This window comes from Amycolatopsis umgeniensis, assembly GCF_014205155.1.
Taxonomy (GTDB): Bacteria; Actinomycetota; Actinomycetes; order Mycobacteriales; family Pseudonocardiaceae; genus Amycolatopsis; species Amycolatopsis umgeniensis.
This window is the reverse complement of record NZ_JACHMX010000001.1, coordinates 4,391,774-4,410,165: the sequence shown is the minus strand read 5'-3', so window position 1 is coordinate 4,410,165 and position 18,392 is coordinate 4,391,774. Positions and strand designations below refer to the sequence as shown.

The following is an 18,392-nucleotide window of genomic DNA, read 5'->3' as shown; positions in this document are numbered from 1 at the left end:
GCTACTCCTCGTCCAGCCCGTGTTCGATGGCGTAGCGGGCGAGTTCGACGCGGTTGTGCAGCTGGAGCTTCCGCAGCGTCGACTGGACGTGGTTCTCCACCGTCCGGTGCGACAGCACGAGCTTCTCCGCGATCTGCCGCGCCGTCATCCCCTTCGCGACCAGGCGCAGGACGTCGGTCTCGCGTTCGGTCAGCCGCGGCGGGGCAGGCCCGTCTTCCGGGGCGTCGGCCATGCGGCGGTATTCGCCGAGTACGAGTCCGGCGAGACCGGCGGTGAACACCGGATCCCCCGCGGCCGTCCGCTTGACCGCGTCCACCAGCTCGCTCGCCGAAGCCGATTTGACCAGGTACCCGGACGCCCCGGCCTTGACCGCCTCGAGGACGTCACTGTGCTCGCCGCTCGCCGACAGCACCAAGACCTTGGTCGACGGCAGCTCCGCGGTGATCTCGCGGGTGGCGTCGACGCCCGACGTCTCGCCGAGGTGGAGGTCCATCAGCACGACGTCCGGCTGGACCGTCCGCGCGATCCGCACCGCGGCGGGCGCGTCCGGCGCGGTGGCCCGCACGTCGAAACCGTGCTCGGTCAGGTCGCGCGCGACCCCGTCCCGCCACATCGGGTGGTCGTCGACCACCATCACCGAAACCCGAGGCGCGTCGGTCATCGCTTTCCCCTCGCCGCCACTGGAACCTTGACTTCCCACTCCGTGCCCTGACCCGGCGCGGTGTCCAGGGCGGCACTTCCGCCCAGATCCCGCACGCGCCCCTTGATGGACTCCGCGATACCTAGATGTCCCTCGGCCGCCGCTCGTTCCAAGACCCCGTGCGCGATTCCCGGGCCGTCGTCGCGAACACTGACCACGACCTCGGTGCCGAGGTCCTCGAGAAGCACCCAGGCGTGTGCTTCCCCGCCCGCGTGCTTCTCGACGTTCAACAGCGCTTCGCGCACCACCGCCACCAGCTCCGCCGTCACGTGTTCGGGCAGCCGGACCTCGCCGGCGGGCGTCGAGACCTGCACCGAAGGCGTCGCGAGCAACTGCAGCGCGGCACGGAGGTCGGTGGTCCCGTTCGCGCTCGGCCTCGTCGGCTCGGTGGTGACCAGCGCCCGCAGTGCGATCTCCTGCTCACCGGCCAGTTTCGCCAGCTCGGCGGCCTCCCCGCCGAATTCGGCGCCGCGTTTGCGCACCCGCGCGAGCACCTGCAGGACGCTGTCGTGGATCGAGCGGGCGAGCCGCTCCCGTTCGGCCGTCGCGGCCTCCATGCGCAACGCCCTGGTCAGCGCGTCCGCGGATCGGCGGGCCATGGTCGCGGCCAGCCCGATGACGAAGCCGCTCGCGGTCAGCAGGAAGCCGTCCCGCGCGACGTCGACGTCGAACCGCCAGCGCACCAGCCCGGTGACCACCGAGACCACCAGTCCGGCGAGCACGCCGCCCAGCGCGCCGAAGCGCGTGCCGGCGGCCGCGGGCGGGACGGCCGCCCACACCGTCGTGATGAGCGGGGTGTTGGCGTCGAACTGCGCGGTGGACAGGACCCACGCCGACGTGAACATGAGGACGACCGTCAAGGCGAGATCGACGACCACCAGCCACGGCCAGCGTGTCGACGGCCGTGCGTAGAACACGCTGCTGAGCACCGTCCACGCCGTCATGACCCCGAACGCCGCCCACGCCAGCCACTGTTTCGCGTAGCCGTCGTAGTGGACGATGAAGGAGCCCAGTGCGAAGAGCAGTGTCGTCACGCGAAGCACGATCACCCCGCGCCACAGTGGGGTGGCGGGGTCCCGCGTGCCGAGCGCCGAGACGGCTCGCCAGAGCGGGGTGTTCGTCATGACTCCGTTTTGGCCGCTTCCTCTGAGTCGTTCGGTTGCGCCGCCTGATCCCGGAGGACGTCGACCTCGTCCGGATCGGGGTCCTGTTCGTGCAGCAGCGACCGGATGCCGGCGTTGAGCACGGCGAGCAGCGGCACCGACAGCAGCGCCCCGGCGATCCCGGCGGCCACCAGGCCCGCGGTGATCGCGAGCACCACGGCGAGCGGGTGCAGCTTGACCGCCCGGCCGAGCAGGATCGGCTGCAGCACGTGGCTCTCCAGCTGCATGACGCCGATGACGATGGCCAGCACGATCAGCGCGCCGACGACACCCTTCGTCACCAAGGCGATCAACACGGCGACAGCGCCCGCGATCACGGCGCCGATGATCGGGATGAAGGCACCGAGGAAGACCAGCGTCGCCAGCGGGATCACCAGCGGCACACCGACGATCGCCAGCCCGATGCCGATGCCGACCGCGTCGACGACGGCCACCGCGGCCGTCGCGCGCACGTAGCTGACCAGCGAGGCGAACCCGCGCCGCCCGGCGACGTCGACCCGGTTGCGCACCCGGCCCGGCACGCCGAGGACGAGGAACTTCCAGATCTGGTCGCCGCCGGAGAGGAAGAAGATGAGGATGAACAGCGTCAGGATGAAGCCGGTGACGATCTCGCCGACCGTGCCCGCGGTGGTGAGCGCGGTGGTGGTGATCGACGCCTGGTTGTTCTGCAGGAAGCCGATCGCCTGGTTGATGAACTCCTGGATCTGTTCCTGGCGCAGGTGCAGCGGCCCGTCGATGAGCCAGGTCTTGATCTGGTTGAGGCTCTCCGTCAGCTGCTTCTGCAGTTCCGGCAGGCCGGAGGAGAACTGCGCGACGACGAACGTCAGCAGCCCGCCGAGCACCGCGAGACCCGCGATCAGCACGATCCCGGCCGCGAGCCCGCGGGGGAACCGCAGCGCCTGCAGCTTGGAGACCGCGGGCGCGAGCAGCGCGGCCAGCAGCAGCGCGATCGACAACGGGATGACGACCACCGACAGGTAGCCGATCAGGAACACGATGACGTAGAGCGCGGCGATCACCACGATGAAGCGCCACGACAGCGCCGCGCCGATCCGCAGGCCGCGAGGCACCAGGCTGGTGACGTCTTCGGTGGACTCGGAAAGGAACGGGTTCGCCGGGTCGAAGTCCGGCTGTTTGCGCTGGGGCTCGCTCACGCGCTCACCGTATCGGTCAGAGGCGACGTTCTTGAACATTCGGGGTGACGCGCACGGTCGAATTCGCCCAAAGCGACGCTTGACACATCAGCCCATGATCGACTCGGCGGTAACCCGGCCCCGCCAGGGTTGATCACTTATCGTGATTTCGAGCTACACCGTGTGTTCTTCACACGATCGTGCCATCAAGGCGCTCCTGGCTCGCTTTGGCCTTCCGCCCTTTGCTTACCTCGGTTCCGCAACGACCGAACGGCAGACCGACACGGCAGGAGACCGAGTGACGAACGCGGCGAAGAACGAGGGGCGGGGCGCGGCGCGCTTCGGCCGTCTCGCTTCGCGTGCGCTGTTCGTCCTCGGCGGCGCCGTCGCCGGTTCCGCCGCCGCGTGGGTCGTTTCCGGTGCTTCCGCCGCCGCGGACGTCGTCCCGGTGGTCGCCACTCCCGAAACGAGCGTCACCCCGGTCACCGACTCCACCGTGGCCGGGTTGAACGACGTTTCGCACGGCGCGGGCAAATTCTCCGGCGATGTCGCGGGAGCGATGTGCGGTACCCGGCACCAGGAAGCCACCACGTGGTCGATGCCGGACGGGTCCAAGACCTCTCCGGCCAAGCGTCACTGCGGCGGCGACATCCGCGCCGACGGACACGAGGTCTCCAGCCGCGTCAGCGACGCGGTCACCGACTTCGCGGACACCTCGGTGGTCACCCCGGTCAAGCGGACCCTCGGCGCCGTCGAGCACATCGTGCGCAAGCCGCAGGACACCCGCCAGGTGCTGGACGAGACCTTCGCCCCGTCGCCCGATTTCGGCCGTAAAGTCTGGGATCTCCTCGACCCGAAGGGACACGGCACCCTCGTGCCGGAGCTCCCGGTCAGCGGCGGCCCGGTCGACCCGAAGTCCCCGCTCGAGACCGGCGGCGCCGGTGACCAGGTCACCGACTTCGCGCAGCTGGCGACGACCCAGTTCCCCGCTTCCGAGACCTTCCTCCCGATGCCGGCCGTCGTGCAGCAGCACGGCGCGTCCGACCAGGACCAGGACTCTCCTTCGCGTGACGGACACCGCGGCGACTTCCCGCGTCCGCTCACCCCGGCGCCGCTTCCCGTCGCGCCTTCCATCCCGACTGTCCCCGGTGGCGGCAACGCTCCCGGTGGTCACCTCGACGGCCTGACCCACGGCGTTCCCGCCTGGCTCGTCACCGCCGTCGAGCGTTCCCTGACCGGCTACTCGCTGGCAGGCACGCGGTACATGCCGCTCACCCCGGGCTCGCAGCCCGGTGTCACTCCTGACTGAACACCTCCCTCCGCGGGGTAGCTGACGCGCCTCACGCCTCCCGATTCGGGCTTGGCTTCGCGTCCGCTCCTGATCCCCGCGAAACGGCGGTGCGCTTTTTTGCGCCCGCAGCCAGTCCACCCCCCTCTGGTGCCGCTTCCAAGGCACCTCCTCGAACCCGAAAGGGAACCCGAAATGAAGGAGAACTACCCCATGCAATCCTGGGCAAAGCGCGGACTCCAGACCGCGTTGGTCACGGGTGGGTTGTTGATGCTGGGCACCGGCATCGCGTCGGCTGACGAACAGGTCAACCCCGACACCCCTGCCTCCCCGCTCGACGCGAACGTCACCGTTCCCATCGAGATCGACAACAACGCCGTCGGCACGCCCCTCGGCCAGCTCGACGTCCCCGGCTACGAGGGTGAGGTCAGCACCAAGGCCGTCACCAAGCCGGCTTCCGACGCCCTCGACGGCGTTTCCTCGCCCGGCAGCAGCAGCGACGGCATCGGCGGAGGTCTGCCCAAGCTGTCCAGCAAGGGCGCCGTTCCCGCGCCGCTGGCCGCCAAGGACTCGGCCCGTCAGGTCAGCGGTGGGCTGACCGGTGGTGGGTTCACCACCACGGACGACATCCTCAAGGGCAACAAGGTCGTCGGTGACGTCGTCGTCCCGATCCAGATCGTCGACAACGCCATCGGCGTGATCGGCGACGCCGAGGTCGAGGGTGGCAGCCACCAGCAGACGTGGTCGCACAACCAGGACGTCGAGACCACCGGTGAGGACTCCAGCCTCGCCGGGAACGTCGTGTCCCTGGACTGGGCGCTGCCCGTGCAGATCGCCGGCAACGGCGGCGGGCTCGCCGGCGGCACCGGTCGCGTGGTCGGCGGTTCCGCCAGCCAGAGCACCACCGAGACCGGCAACATCACCACCGACGGCGAGGGCTCCGCTCTCTCCGGCAACGTGGTCGCCGGTCAGTTCGCCACCCCCGTCCAGGTCACCGGCAACGCCGTTTCCTGGATCATCGGCAACGCCAACAGCTCCGGCTACGAGGCCGAGACCGACGCCACCTCCGGCGGCTGGGTCGAGACCGACGGTGACGACTCCGCCCTCGGCGGCAACGTCGGCGCGGTCCCGATCGCCCTCCCGGTGAAGGTGAACGACAACGCGGCTGCCGCGCACGGTTCGCTCGCGAACTCGAACAGCAGCTCCTCGGCGGACGCGCAGGCCGGCGACACCACGCCCGGCTGGAGCAACGTCCCCAGCTACGTGCAGACCTCCGGTGAGGACTCGGCCGTCGCGGGTAACGCGATCGTGCCGCAGACCGGTGACGTCGCGAACGTCGGCGGCGTGGCCGCCAGCTGGGTCGGCCTGGCCAACACCGGCAAGGACGGCGGCACCAGCCACTCCAGCGTCGTCGACGCCGGTGGCTTCGTCTCCTCCGAGGGCGAAGGCTCCGCGGGCGGCGGTAACATCGTCGACCCGGCCGTTTCGGCCCCGGTCGAGGTGACCTGCATCGCGGGCACCTACATCGGCAACGCGACCGCGACCTCGTGCGACAACACCGTCGACACGAACGCGGGCAACGGCAGCCACACCAACGGTGACGACTCCACCCTCGCGGGCAACATCGTCAACACCCAGGCCGCGCTGGCCCCCGAGGTCTACGGCGTCGGTGGCTCGCACATCGGCCAGGCCGTCGCCGAGGCCACCGAGACCAAGACCGTGACCGCCGGCGGGTACGACGGCACCACGGGCAACGACTCGTCCGGCTCGGGCAACATCGTCCAGGTCCCGGCCGCGGTTCCGGCCGAGGTCTTCGGCGTGGGCGGCTCGTTCATCGGCCAGGGCACCGGCTCGGCCGACGAGACCAAGGTCGTTTCCGGCGGCGGCGGCGGGAACACCGCCGACGACAACGGCTTCCTCAGCTCCAACCTGGCGACCGTGCCGGCTTCGCTGCCGGTGCAGGCGTTCGGGATCGGTGGCGCGTTCATCGGTCAGGGCCACGGTGGCGCCGACGGCGACACCACCTCCAACGCGGGCGGCGACGTCCACGCGACCGGTGACGGTGGCGCGGGTGCGGGCAACCTGGTCTACGGCCCGGTCTCCCTGCCGGTCCAGGCGCACAACTTCGCCGCGGTGCTGGGCGGAATCGCGTCGGGCGAGGGCTCGAACCTGACCGACTCGTCGGCCGGTGGCGACGCCACCGCCAACGGTGAAGAAGGCGCGCTGGCGGGCAACATCGTCCAGACGCCGGTCGGCGGCACCGTCCCGGTGACCGGGCTCGGTGTGGCCGGTGCGGGCATCGCCAAGGGCAACAGCCTGAACGACGTCATGTCGGCGGCCGGCGGCGACGCCACCACCACCGGTGACAACGGCGCGGTCGCGGGCAACATCATCGGTGCGCAGGCGCTGCCGGTGGTCCCGGTCACGCACGACGCCATCGCGGCCGCCGGCATCGCCGGTGCCGAGGGCATGGACACCGTGGACGCCACCTCGGGCGGCGACGTCGAGACCTCGGGCACCGAGGGATCGCTGTCGGGCAACATCCTCGACATCCCGGTCGCGGCCGTTCCGGAGGTGTTCGGCGACGCCATCGCGGCGGCCGGCGGCGTCTCCGAGACCAACGCGGACAGCGTGATCGACGGTCAGGCCGGCGGCGACAGCATCACGGACGGCAGTGGAGAGGCCCTCTCGGGCTTCAACTTCCACCACCCGCTGGTGTTCTCGATCCCGCTGAACGAGCTCGAGATCCCGATCCTGGCGATCGCGGAGGAGAACTCCACCGACGACACCGAGATCAACGACGAGGACTACACCCGCGCCTTCACCGACTCGGTGGGCTCGGAGATGCCGATCAACGCGCTGCCCGCGCTGCCGTTCGGTTCGGTCCCGTCGATGAACGGTGCCGGCACCCTGCCGACCACCCCGGCGATCGGTGGCGCCCGCGCCGACGGTCCCCAGCTGGGTGGCCTCCAGGCCGGTCTGTCCGCCCTGAAGGGGCTGACGGCTCTGCCGACGCAGACGCCGAAGTCGGAACTGCCCACGCTGCCCGTCACCCCGGCCCTGCCCGGTGTCCCGGCCCTGCCGAAGACCCCGGCCCTGCCCGGTGACGCCGCTCGTGCGGACGCCCCGAAGATCGCGCAGCTCCCAGCGCTGACCGCGCTGCCGCTCGCCGGTGGTCTGCCGACCGCCGGTGGCCTGCCGGTGGCGCTGCCCACCGCGGGTGCCCTGCCGACCGCCGGCTCGCTGCCGGTGGCCCTCCCCACGGCCGGCGCCCTGCCGACCGCGGGCACGCTGCCGGTGCAGCTGCCCACCGCGGGCACCCTGCCCGTCGTGAACAGCACCCCGGCGATGCCGACCGCGCAGGTCCCGGCTCTGGCGGGCGTCGACTCGTCGCCGCTGAGCATGTTCCAGCGTTTCATCGGCACCCTGACCGGCAAGAAGTTCCACACCATGTGAACCTGCCAGTCGGCTAGCGCCAACTGATCGAAGAAGCGGGCCCGGGAGGAAACTCCCGGGCCCGCTTTTGTGTTCTATCCAGGGGTGATTCGGGTTCTAACCCGAATTGCCACTCACGAGGCACACGCGGGCCGAGCCGGTGCTTTCGCGTGACCGAGTGGACGACGTGTGTGATCAGACGGACGACACGCGTGACTGGACGGACGACATCGGCGACGGCCGAGTCCACCGCGTGTCGTCCGTCCAATCACGCGTGTCGTCCACTCGGTCACGTGTGTCGTCCCACCGGTCACGCGAAACCGCCGGACCGAAGGTACCTAAGACACGGTTGGCCCTAACCCGAATCACCACTCACGACCACCTCGGTACCGGACCCTCGCCCCACTTGAGGCCCTTCACGCGCAGCTGATGTGACCGCTGGCACACGTGGGGCAGATGTGGCGATCTGCAAGTCCGTGATCAACCGGACCCAGAATCCAGTAGGTACCTAGGGCACCATCGGGTTCTAACCTGAATCGCCACTCACGATCCATCCGGATCGGGCCTGCGCTCAGTTCTATCCAGGGGTGAACAGCGCGTCCTGGGCCGCGCTCATCGCGGTCAGCACCGCGCCTTCCAGCACCGCGCTCCCGCCGACGGTCCCCGCCCGGATCTCGGTCCGCAGCGGCGAGATCTCCGCGAGACGGCGGCTCACCCTTGCCGCCAGCGCCTCGCCGCCGGCGCGGCCGACTTCGCCGCCGAGGACGACGCAGCCCGGGTCCAGCACCGCGGTGATGGCGGCGGTGCCGATCGCGATCCGCTCCGCGACGATCTCCAGGAATTCCTCCGCCTCCGCGTCGATCGCGTACCCGATGGCGGCTTCGGCCGCTTCGGCGTTGTCGGCCGGTGAAGCCGGGAGGCCGTACGCGCGGGCCAGTTCGCAGATCGCGGCGCTGCCCGCCAGGGTGTGGAAGCCGCCGTCGCAATCGGTCGCCGTCGGGAGCCTGCCGGGTCCGAGCATGGGCAGGAATCCGATCTCGCCCGCGCCACCCGACGCGCCCCGCCGCAGCGAACCGTCGAGGACGACGGCCGCGCCGACGCCGAAACCGAGCCACAGCAGGACGAAAGTGTCCCGGTCACGGGCGGCGCCGAGCCGTTGTTCGGCCGCGGCCGCGACGTTGACCTCGTTCTCCAGCAGAACCGGGACACCCAGCCGCCGCCGGAGTTCGTCGACGAGTTTCCCGTGCCACGCGGGCAATCCCCCGGCGGGCCGCAATCCGCCGGTCGCCGGGTCGACCAGGCCGGGAGCGCCGACGGCGATCGTGTGCAACTCCGTCGCTCCCGCTTCGGCCGCGGTGGTCTTCAACAGCGCGATCGCCCGCTCGACGGCCACGTCGGTTTCGACGTCCAGCTCGAACGGCACCGAGGCCTCCGCGCGGGTCCGGCCCAGCAGATCCGCGACCGAAACGGCCATGCCGTGAGTGCGGACGTCGAGACCGGCGAGGAACGCGCGTTCGGCGACGATGCCGTACAGCTTCGCGTTCGGCCCTCGGCGTTCGGCGCCCGCCTCGCCGACGATCTCGATGAGCCCGGCGTCCTGCAGCCGTTCGACGAGGTCGGCGACGGTCGGCCGGGAGAGCCCGGTCAACGTCTTGAGCTGGGTGGCCGTCAGCGAGCCCTCGCGGTGGAGCAGGTCGAGGGCAAGACGGTCGTTGATGGCCCGCGCGGTGCTCGGGGAGGCGGACGGCATCCGGATGACACTCACCGGCAGATCCTCCCAGAATTAATTATCAGGTTACCTTCCTGATAGTTTACGCTGACGCCGTCGAGTTGTCTCATGGACCTTGGGGGCCCAGTGACCAATACAGTGGAAACCGTCGGCGGGCCGACGCGGCGGGTGCGGCAGGCGCGGGTCGCCATCGCGGCCATCTTCGCCGTGCACGGCGCGGTGACCGGCAGTTTCGCGACGCGGATCCCGTGGATCCAGGAACACGCGGGGATCAGCGCCGGTCAGCTCGGCCTCGCGCTCGCCTTCCCCGCCATCGGCGCCTCGCTGACCATGCCGCTCGCCGCGCGGATCGGACATCGGCTCGGTGGCAGGCAAGGCCTCCGGCTCTTGCTCGCGTACTGGACGCTGGCGCTGATCCTCCCCGCGCTGGCGGGAAACCTCGTCACCCTGTGCGTCGCGCTGTTCGTCATGGGCACCGCGGCGGGGACCTCGGACGTGCTGATGAACGCCCTCGGCGTCGACGTCGAGGAGAGGATGGGCAAGTCGGTCATGTCGGGGCTGCACGGGATGTGGACCACGGGCGCGCTCGTCGGATCCGCCGCCGGGGCGCTCGCCGCGCACGCCGCGGTGGACGCCCGGGTGCACCTCGCGATCGCGTCCGCCGTGCTCACCGTCGCCGGAGTGCTCATCTGCCAGGGCGTGTTCGACGTCCGCAGCGCGCCCGACGAGCACCCGCCGCCGCGGTTCGCGCTGCCGCCGAAGTCGGCCGTCATCATCGGCGCTGTCGCGTTCTGCGCCGTCTTCGCCGAAGGGGCGAGCCTCGACTGGTCCGCCGTCTACCTGCGGGACGTCCTCGGCACGTCGCCCGGGATCGCGGCGGCGTCGACCACCGCGTTCACCTGCACGATGGCGGTGGCCCGCCTCTCCGGCGACGCGCTGGTGCGGCGCTTCGGCTCGGTCAACACGGTCCGCGCGGGCGGTGTTCTCGCGACGGCGGGCGGCCTGCTGGTCGTACTGGCCGCGCATCCGGTGATGGCGATGGCCGGATTCGCGTTGATCGGGCTCGGCGTCTCCGTCGTCGTGCCGCTCGCTTTCGCGGCGGCCGGACGCAGCGGGCCGACGCCGAGCCAGTCGATCGCGGGCGTCGCGACCATCACCTACTCCTCCGGGCTCGTCGCGCCGTCGCTGATCGGCGGGATCGCCGATCTGACGTCGCTGACGGTGTCCTTCGGGCTGGTCACGCTGCTGGCGCTCGGTCTGGTGGCGGGCGCCGGGGTGCTGCGGTCCCGCTAGCCGAACTGGAGGGAACGTTTGGCGAGGCCGTGCCAGTAGCCGTCGATCACGGTCTCGCCCTTCCCTTCGGAAGAACTCGCGCCGAGTGAGACGAACAGCGGGGCGAAGTGTTCGATCCTGGGGTGCGCGAGGGCCGCGGCGGGTGCCTTGTGCTGGAAGTCCAGCAACGCGTCGAGGTCGCCCTGTCGCAGGGTTTCCGCACCCCAGTGGTCGAATTCGCTCGACCACGACGGCGGCGCGCCGTCGGTGCCGTCGGTCTGGCCCAGCGCGCTCAGGTTGTGGGTGAAGAAGCCGCTGCCGATGATCAGCACGCCCTCTTCGCGCAGCGGTGCGAGCTTGCGGCCGAGGTCGAACAGTTCCCGCGGGTCCAGCGACGGCATGGACACCTGGAGCACCGGGATGTCGGCGTCCGGATACATCTCGACGAGCGGGACGTACGCGCCGTGGTCGAGGCCGCGGTCGGGCGCGTCGTGGATCGGCGTCTGGGTCGAGCGCAGGAGTTTCCGCACCTTGTCCGCCAGTTCGGGAGCGCCGGGCGCGGCGTATTCCACCTGGTAGAAGCGATCGGGGAAGCCCCAGAAGTCGTAGACCAGCGGCACCGTGGAGGTGGCGCCGAGGGTCAGCGGCGCCTCTTCCCAGTGCGCGGAGACGACGAGGATCGCCTTCGGCTTTTCGAGGTCCGCAGACCAGCCGGCGAGCTGGCGGGTCCAGGTGGCGTCGTCGGCGAGCGGCGGCGCGCCGTGGCTGAGGTAAAGCACCGGGGTCATGTCAGCTCCAGGTGTTTGAACTTTCAACTACCAGGATAGACGACGTCGCCCGGTTCCGCCTTATTCCCGTGCGAGGTTCGCCGCCATGCGTTCCAGTACGCCGATCGTCGTCCGGTAGTCGTCTTCGCTGATGCCTTCGGTCACGCGCGAGCGGAACTCGCCGACCTCGGTCTTCAGTCGGAGGTGCGCCTCTCGGCCTGCCGGGGTCAGTCCGTTTCCGTCGATCCAGCCGCGAGTACGCAGGTTCGCGACGACTTCCCGCCTGTCTCCGAACGGAGACAGGGTCTCGTCGGGTGCGTTCAGCACCTGCCAGTGGCGTCGGGTCAGGCCCTCGTCGGCGAGAACTCGATCGAGGGAGGATTCAAGGGCCTGGTGGAGGTGGGCGAACCAGAATCCGATGGGCTTCATGGATACTCCTTCATGTAGACGGCAACTACATGTAAAAGTACATGCATTTGGTGAGGGTGAGCGATGACGGACGCCGTGGCCGACGTGGAACGCGCGATGATCGCCATCCGGCGGAGCCAGGCGAGGCGCTCGCTCTCGAAGCTCGCCCGCGACCGCGCCGAATCGATGCCCGACCAGGCGATACAAGGACTTCTCGACGCCGTCGAAGCGGCCGAAGAGAGCGGCGAGCCGGGCACGGTGACCAGCCTGGCGGCGGCGCTGACCATCGATCAGCCCCGCGCGAGCCGCCTGGTCGCGCGGGCCGTCGAGGGTGATTTCCTCCGTCGCGAAGCCGATCAGCGCGACGGCCGCCGCGCCGTCCTCGTGCTCACCGAAAGCGGACGCGCCGAGGTGACGCGGATGCACGAATTCCGCCGTTCGGTCTTCGCCGAGGCGATGGCGGACTGGCCGGACGAAGACCGCCGCGAGTTCGCCCGGCTGCTGACCGCGTTCGTCCGGAACTACGGCGCGCTCGGCGTGAAGTAGTTCACCAGGTTGCCGTCGGGGTCGCGGAACAGCAGGGACCGGTTGCCCCACGGCATCGTGGTCGGCTTCTGCACGATCTCGGCCAGGCCCGCCAGCCGCTCGTACTCCCTGTCGACGTCCTCGACCCGGAACTCGAGGATCGCGGTCCGGTTCGATTCGGGCACCGCGGCGGTCGTCGTTTCGGCACTGCCGATGGCGAGGGTGCACGACGGGCTCACGATTTCGGCGAACTGCTCGGCGGGCCTCCGCGCTTCGAGGCCGGTCACCTTCTCGTAGAACTCGGCGAGGCGGGTGACGTCGTGGGTGATGATCCGGACGGAAACGAACTGCACGGTGAATCCTTTCGACCTGAAAAGCGGAACACCGTTCACGCTAGGAGCAATACCGGGCAGAATCCGCCCGGTATTCTGACGATGTGACCCGGCCCATCGCCCGTGTGCTTGCCCTGCTGGAGATCCTCCAGCGCGGCGGCACCCGCACCGTCGCCGAGCTCGCGGAGCGGCTCGATGTCGACGAGCGCACCGTCCGCCGGTACGCCGAGCACCTCCTGGACCTGGACATCCCGGTCCGCTCGGTGCGCGGCCGGTACGGCGGGTATCGCCTCGCCCCCGGCTACCGGATGCCGCCGCTGATGCTCACCGACGAGGAGGCACTCGCCGTCCTCCTCGGCCTGGTCGCGGGACGGCGTGCCGGGCTGATCACCACGTCGGTCGCGGCCGCCGAGAGCGCGGTGGCGAAGGTCCGCCGGGTGCTGCCCGAAGCCCTGGGCCGACGGCTGGACGCGCTGCTGGAGGCCGCCGACTTCACCTCGCCCGCCCGGCGAACCCTGTCGGCCGAGGCCGAGGTGCTGCTCACCGTCGCGGAGGCGGCAAGGGATCGCCGCCCCGTCGGACTCGCGTACCTCGCCGGTCACGGTGGGGCCAGCGAACGCGTCGTCCATCCCTATGGCGTCGTCGCGCATTCGGGGCGGTGGTACCTGACCGGATTCGATTCGGCCAGCGGCGAGGTGCGCACGTTCCGCGTCGACAGGATCGAGTCGGCCGACGCGCGGACCGGGACTTTCGAGGTGCCCGTCGGCTTCGACCCGGCCGAGCGAGTGCTGACCGCGCTCGCCGAAACGCCGCACCGGCACGACGTCTCCGTGCGGATCCAGGCGACGCCCGAACAGATCCGCGCGGTCTTCCCGCCGTCCGTGGCCGTCCTCGAAGGGGAAGACGACTGGGTGCGTGCCCGGATCCGGGCTCAGCGGCTCGACTGGATCCCGCCCCTGCTCGCCGCGCTCGACCGGCCGTTCGTCATCGAGCGGCCTGACGACCTTCGCGACCTGGTCAGCGCGCTGGCAGGCCGGCTGGCTGAGCGGGCGAGCCTTGACGAGGAGTAGCCGGGCTCACTTGCCGCAGAACACCGTCTTGAGGAGCTTCTCCAGCGCCGCCGGGAACTTCGCGTCGGCGACGGTGGCGCCGGAGGTGACCGACGCGGTCATCGTCTTGCTGCCGTCAGGCGTGCTGTACATCAGCGCCGCGTAGCCGTTGTTGCTGCCGTTGTGGCTGAGGACGACAGTGTTGCCGCAGTCCGGACCAAGGTCCTTCGAGAACTGCCCGAGGCCGTAGCGGCCGAAGAAGCCTTCGCTCCTCGGGTCGGTCTTGCGCATCTCGGCCAGCAGCCAGGCCGGGAGGATCTTGCCGCTCTGCAAGGCGGAGAAGTACGTCTGGAGGTCCTTGGTCGTCGAGATCATGTCGCCGGCGCTGGAGACCCAGGACGGGTTCTGGTGGGTGACGTCGAGTGTCTTCTGCTGTCCGGCGTCGTCGTAGGTGTAGTAAGCGTGGGCGTAGGGCTTGGGCATCCCCGACCACGCGCCCGGTGACAACGTGTCCCGCAGCTTCAGCGGCCGCAGGATCCGCCGGTCCAGTTCGTCGGCGAAGGAGCGGCCGGTGAGTGCCTCGACCATCAGCCTGGCCACGACGTAGTTGGTGTTGGAGTAGCTCCAGCCCGCTCCCGGTTCGAACCGCGGCGGCTTGGACAGCGACAGCCGGACCAGCTCCTCCGGCTCGTAGGTGTGGAAGCGCTTGTCCACCCATTCCTTGCCCCGCCAAGGGATTCCCGGCACGACCGTCCCGTCCGGGAAGAACTCGCCGGTGTGGTTGAACAGCCCGCTGGTGTGCTGCAACAGCATCCGCACCGTGATCCGCCGGTCGAAGCCGAAGCGGGGCAGGACGCCCGCCACCGGGGTGTCGAGGTCGATCCTGCCGTCGGCCACCAGCCGCAGCACCAAGGTCGCGGTGAAGTTCTTCGCGGTGCTGCCGACGCGGAAGTGACCGTCGGTCGACGGCTTCGCGGTCCCGCCCAGCTCGCGGACACCGGCACTGCCGGTCCATTCGCCCCGCTCGTCGCGGACGCGCAGCTGCATCCCGGCGAACCCGTTGCCGACGAACTCCTGGACGGCCTGCCTGAGTTCCGGGCGATCCTGCCCGGCGGACGCGGTCGAAACGGTGACGCCCGCCAGGAGGCCGGCGGCCACGGCGGTGACGCCGGCGCGCTGGATGAACTTGGTGGTCTTGGTACCCCGCAGTGAAGTGCTCATGGGACTACGTTCGCGTGCCGCGCTGACACGAGGCAGTCACGCCGCTGACATCAGCCCGCGATGCGGGCCCCGATGCCGTCGAGCAGGCAGTCGAGCCCGATCCGGAAGGTCTCGTCGGCGTCGAGATGGACGGCGTCTTGCACCACCGTGGCCAGCGCCGGAAGCTTGCCGGTGGCGAAGGAACGCACCATGTAGGGACCGAGTTCGGCTTGCCAGCGCTTCTCGTCCATCCCGGTCGCCCGGTCCGCCCGTCGTTCGGCTATCTCCCTGCGCACCGCGCCGATCGTGTACGCGTTCACCGCGGAGACCACCGGCATGACGGAGTCCACGCCGAGGTCGTCCAGCGCGGACATCACGGCCTCCGCGGTGGCCAGCGCCTCCGGCCCGAGCTGGGGCCTGCCACCCAGGAGATCGGCGAGCCATTCGTGCCGCTGGACGGCGCGCCGCATGGCTTCGGCGAGCGACCGCAGCACCTCCCGCCAGCCGTCACCTGAAGGCCGGATCTCGACGTGGGCGGCGTCGACCATCAGGTCGAGCAGCTCGTCCTTGCCGTCGATGTAGCCGTACAGCCGCATCGGGCCGACGTCCAGCGCGGTCGCGATCTTGCGCAGCGACACCGCGTCCAGGCCGTCCGCGTCGGCCAGCCGGATGGCCGCCCGCACGATCTTTTCCCGGCTCAGCGGGGCCAGCGCCGGTCGACTCGGCGGCTCCGGCCTCTCCCACACCACCATGCGGTGACAATACAACGCATCGCGCGATACAGTGTATTGATCAATACACTGTATCGAAGGAGTGGCAACCATGACCATCGCCATCATCGGAGCGGGCCTCGGCGGACTGGCCCTCGCCAGGGTTCTGCACGTCAAAGGCATCGACTCGGTCGTCTACGAACGGGAAGCATCACGTGACGCGCGTGGCCAGGGCGGCATGCTCGACATCCATTCCGGCCAGGAGGCGCTGCACGAGGCAGGCCTGATCGACGGGTTCCACGAGATCGCCCGTGGTGAAGGACAGGACATGAAGCTTCTGGAGCCGGACGGCACTCTGCTGCTCCAAGAGGACACGCCCGACGACGCCCCGCTTCTGCGACCCGAGGTCGACCGTGCCGACCTGCGCGACCTGCTGCTGGACTCGCTCCCCGAGCGCACGGTGCGGTGGGGGCACGCGTACGAGTCCGCGGAAAACGGCGTGGTGCGCTTCGCCGACGGCGGCAAAGCGACCTACGACCTGCTGGTCGGCGCGGACGGCGCGAACTCCCGGGTCCGCCCGCTGCTCACCGACGCCCGTCCGGCGCACCTCGGCGTGAACACCGTCGAGATCGGCATCCCCGACATCGACCGCACGCATCCCGACCTCGCGGCGATGGTCGGCCGCGGCAACTACTGGGTGCTCGGCGAAGGACTGTCCCTTTCGGCGCAGCGCAACGGCGACGGCCGCGTCCGCATCGGCGTCAGCTTCCACGACACCCCCGAGGACTGGTTCGAAACCAGCAAGATCCCCTTCGACGACCCGGCCGCCGCCCGGGCGCGGCTGATCGAACTGCTCCCGGGCTGGAACGCGCGGCACCTCGCGCTGATCGAGGCCTGCGACGACACTGTCGTGCCGCGGTCGCTCAGCACTCTCCCGCTCGGGCTGACCTGGCCGTCTGCCCCGGACGTCACACTGGTCGGTGACGCCGCGCACCTGATGCCGCCGACGGGCGAGGGCGCCAACATGGCCCTGCTCGACGGCGCCCGGCTCGGTCTCGAGCTGGCCGCGCGTCCGGACGACTTCCCCGTCGCCGTCAAGGAATACGAACGCGAGATGTTCGAACGCACCGGCGCCGCCGCACGGATGTCCGCGCGGGTCCAGAAACTCATGACGGGACCGGACGCCGCCCGGAAGATGCTCGCCTTCTTCCGCCGGGTTGAACCTGCCCCGGCCTTGTAGGTTCTCGCCGCGCGTGACATGTCGATCTTGTGCGACTTGCCGTTTCTCGACTCGTCTCACGGTGATGTCACCAAGATCAGTCTCATTTTCGTGGCGTATCTGCGAGAGCCCGCTAGCACTCGCAGGCCTCTACGCGGGTCTGACAGATCTGGTCATGCGCGGCAGCGTTCTGGCCTAACGATCAAGACGGTCGGGATCGGCGCCATTGGCTGCCAGCAGTCATAGCTCGCCTATGTCGGCTCGTCATCTTCAGCGGTTAGGAGCGCTGAGCTGCCGTCGGCGACGCGCACGATGTCGGCGGCCAAGAGGTAGGTCCAGACGATGCAGGTCTCAGCTTCGGCTGCGCTCACGTTGTCGTGGACTCCCTTGCTGGCAAGCGAGTCCAACGACTTCAGGCGCGCCCCGAGGCTGTCGAGAGTTTTCTGGAGGACATGCTTGCCAAGCTGTTCGCGGACGTACTGGAGCAGGCGATTGCGGTATGCGTCATCGGACATCTTCCTCTCGACACCGTCGTCGCCGGTGACCGTTTCGTCGGTCGGGGGGTAAAGAGCATCCGCGAGCGCCTTGATCATGCGGCGACATGATGTGAGTGCGTGCGCGAGATCTTCAGGTTTGCCGCTGTAGAGACGGTCTTGAGCTGCCACGAACTTCTCGAGTGCGTTCGGTGCGTACTTCGCCAACGCAGTGTTGATGTACTCCTGGGCGCGTGAGAAGAGTGGTGATTCCTGCTGCCCTTCGTCCAGTTCGGCTTCCGTGGCGACGAGGAACGTATGGATGGCTGTTTTGACCCGCTCCAATACTTGCTCCTGTTGCTGTATGCCTGGGATCATCTTTGCCTTGGAAGCGTCCATCTCCTTAGCGACGTAGTAGGTGTCGATCTGAGTGAGGTTCGTGGGCACGGTCAAGTCGTCGTAGACCTTTCGGGACATCGCCAAGCCCCGCTCCAGCTGCCCGAGCGCCACGGCGAAGACCATGTCCTCGCCGTCCACGGCAAACGTCCGGTTGCGCTCAAACTGCAGATAGGATCGAATGCCCTCCCTGCGGCCTTCCTCCGCCCCGAGAAGCGCGTCGAGCTGCCCCTTAATCTTGGTAATGGCGGGGTCCTGCCACTTCTGAGTCTTGCCAGCTTCCAGGTCCGTGAGCTCCCATTGGAGCCAGAGTTGGTTGGCGTAGTCCCGTCGGAGTGCAGCGATCCGGAGCGCTCGGCGTGCGCTGGCGCTGACCGTGTTGGCTGGAAGGTCGAACTCGTCGAGAGCGATGCGAAGTAGTTCGCGGATGTCGGACGCTGATCTCAGATGACGACGGTATCGCCGACTCTCGGCGCATCGACTCCGACCTGCTCAAAGCTGGAGACAGATGATATCGGCTTGTTGTTTTCCACGCGATGTCACTCAAGAACAGTCTTCATGCCTGCGTCCTTGATCGCAGCGATAACCTGCCG

The 18,392-nt window shown here is 69.3% G+C and carries 16 protein-coding genes; 6 read left to right on the top strand and 10 right to left on the bottom strand.

The window, feature by feature from the left end; genetic code table 11:
* Position 1: 1 nt before the first annotated feature.
* From HDA45_RS20645 to HDA45_RS20635, 3 genes are read right to left on the bottom strand one after another with little or no spacing between them, the layout of a single operon-like run.
* Positions 2 to 661: a response regulator gene (locus HDA45_RS20645; protein ID WP_184897760.1), complete on the bottom strand. Its 660-nt coding sequence runs from the start codon at positions 659 to 661 to the stop codon at positions 2 to 4.
* Positions 658 to 1,824 carry a MacS family sensor histidine kinase gene (gene macS / locus HDA45_RS20640; protein WP_184897757.1) on the bottom strand — a complete coding sequence of 389 codons (1,167 nt, stop codon included), beginning with the start codon at positions 1,822 to 1,824 and terminating at the stop codon, positions 658 to 660. Before macS ends, HDA45_RS20645 begins: the two co-directional genes overlap by 4 nt.
* Complete coding sequence (locus tag HDA45_RS20635; protein WP_184897755.1) at positions 1,821 to 3,017, bottom strand: AI-2E family transporter; 1,197 nt, start codon at positions 3,015 to 3,017, stop codon at positions 1,821 to 1,823. Before HDA45_RS20635 ends, macS begins: the two co-directional genes overlap by 4 nt.
* 277 nt (positions 3,018 to 3,294) lie before the next feature.
* Here HDA45_RS20635 and HDA45_RS20630 point away from each other — a divergent pair, with 277 nt between their 5' ends.
* Both HDA45_RS20630 and HDA45_RS20625 read left to right on the top strand, forming a co-directional pair.
* On the top strand, positions 3,295 to 4,305 hold the full coding sequence (locus HDA45_RS20630) for a hypothetical protein (protein ID WP_184897753.1): 1,011 nt from the start codon (positions 3,295 to 3,297) through the stop codon (positions 4,303 to 4,305).
* A gap of 192 nt (positions 4,306 to 4,497) precedes the next feature.
* Complete coding sequence (locus HDA45_RS20625) at positions 4,498 to 7,740, top strand: beta strand repeat-containing protein (RefSeq protein WP_184897751.1); 3,243 nt, start codon at positions 4,498 to 4,500, stop codon at positions 7,738 to 7,740.
* A 556-nt stretch (positions 7,741 to 8,296) separates the two neighbouring features.
* Here HDA45_RS20625 and HDA45_RS20620 read toward each other — a convergent pair.
* The gene (locus HDA45_RS20620; protein WP_343072115.1) at positions 8,297 to 9,484 is read right to left on the bottom strand and encodes an ROK family transcriptional regulator; all 1,188 of its coding nucleotides are present in this window, start codon (positions 9,482 to 9,484) and stop codon (positions 8,297 to 8,299) included.
* 90 nt (positions 9,485 to 9,574) lie between these two features.
* Here HDA45_RS20620 and HDA45_RS20615 point away from each other — a divergent pair, with 90 nt between their 5' ends.
* On the top strand, positions 9,575 to 10,741 hold the full coding sequence (locus HDA45_RS20615) for an MFS transporter (RefSeq protein ID WP_184897749.1): 1,167 nt from the start codon (positions 9,575 to 9,577) through the stop codon (positions 10,739 to 10,741).
* Here HDA45_RS20615 and HDA45_RS20610 read toward each other — a convergent pair.
* Positions 10,738 to 11,508 (bottom strand): dioxygenase family protein, encoded by a 771-nt coding sequence (locus HDA45_RS20610; protein WP_184897747.1) that lies wholly within the window; start codon positions 11,506 to 11,508, stop codon positions 10,738 to 10,740. The genes HDA45_RS20615 and HDA45_RS20610 overlap by 4 nt on opposite strands.
* Before the next feature lie 60 nt (positions 11,509 to 11,568).
* Positions 11,569 to 11,916: a MarR family transcriptional regulator gene (locus HDA45_RS20605; RefSeq protein ID WP_184897745.1), complete on the bottom strand. Its 348-nt coding sequence runs from the start codon at positions 11,914 to 11,916 to the stop codon at positions 11,569 to 11,571.
* A gap of 63 nt (positions 11,917 to 11,979) precedes the next feature.
* Here HDA45_RS20605 and HDA45_RS20600 point away from each other — a divergent pair, with 63 nt between their 5' ends.
* On the top strand, positions 11,980 to 12,441 hold the full coding sequence (locus tag HDA45_RS20600) for a MarR family winged helix-turn-helix transcriptional regulator (RefSeq protein ID WP_184897743.1): 462 nt from the start codon (positions 11,980 to 11,982) through the stop codon (positions 12,439 to 12,441).
* Here HDA45_RS20600 and HDA45_RS20595 read toward each other — a convergent pair.
* Positions 12,417 to 12,773, bottom strand: coding sequence for a VOC family protein (locus tag HDA45_RS20595; RefSeq protein WP_184897741.1), 357 nt, complete (start codon positions 12,771 to 12,773; stop codon positions 12,417 to 12,419). The genes HDA45_RS20600 and HDA45_RS20595 overlap by 25 nt on opposite strands.
* 83 nt (positions 12,774 to 12,856) lie before the next feature.
* Here HDA45_RS20595 and HDA45_RS20590 point away from each other — a divergent pair, with 83 nt between their 5' ends.
* Positions 12,857 to 13,822 (top strand): WYL domain-containing protein, encoded by a 966-nt coding sequence (locus HDA45_RS20590; protein WP_184897739.1) that lies wholly within the window; start codon positions 12,857 to 12,859, stop codon positions 13,820 to 13,822.
* A 6-nt stretch (positions 13,823 to 13,828) separates the two neighbouring features.
* Here HDA45_RS20590 and HDA45_RS20585 read toward each other — a convergent pair whose 3' ends face one another.
* Together HDA45_RS20585 and HDA45_RS20580 are read right to left on the bottom strand one after the other, a co-directional pair.
* Positions 13,829 to 15,022, bottom strand: a complete 1,194-nt coding sequence (locus tag HDA45_RS20585; RefSeq protein ID WP_184897737.1) for a serine hydrolase domain-containing protein — start codon at positions 15,020 to 15,022, stop codon at positions 13,829 to 13,831.
* 50 nt (positions 15,023 to 15,072) lie between these two features.
* Positions 15,073 to 15,753, bottom strand: coding sequence for a TetR/AcrR family transcriptional regulator (locus HDA45_RS20580; RefSeq protein WP_184897735.1), 681 nt, complete (start codon positions 15,751 to 15,753; stop codon positions 15,073 to 15,075).
* 70 nt (positions 15,754 to 15,823) lie between these two features.
* Here HDA45_RS20580 and HDA45_RS20575 point away from each other — a divergent pair, with 70 nt between their 5' ends.
* The gene (locus HDA45_RS20575; protein WP_184897733.1) at positions 15,824 to 16,951 is read left to right on the top strand and encodes an FAD-dependent oxidoreductase; all 1,128 of its coding nucleotides are present in this window, start codon (positions 15,824 to 15,826) and stop codon (positions 16,949 to 16,951) included.
* A gap of 230 nt (positions 16,952 to 17,181) precedes the next feature.
* On the opposite strand, the gene HDA45_RS20570 is transcribed toward HDA45_RS20575, so the two are convergent.
* On the bottom strand, positions 17,182 to 17,940 hold the full coding sequence (locus HDA45_RS20570; RefSeq protein WP_184897731.1) for a hypothetical protein: 759 nt from the start codon (positions 17,938 to 17,940) through the stop codon (positions 17,182 to 17,184).
* Positions 17,941 to 18,392 lie beyond the last annotated feature (452 nt).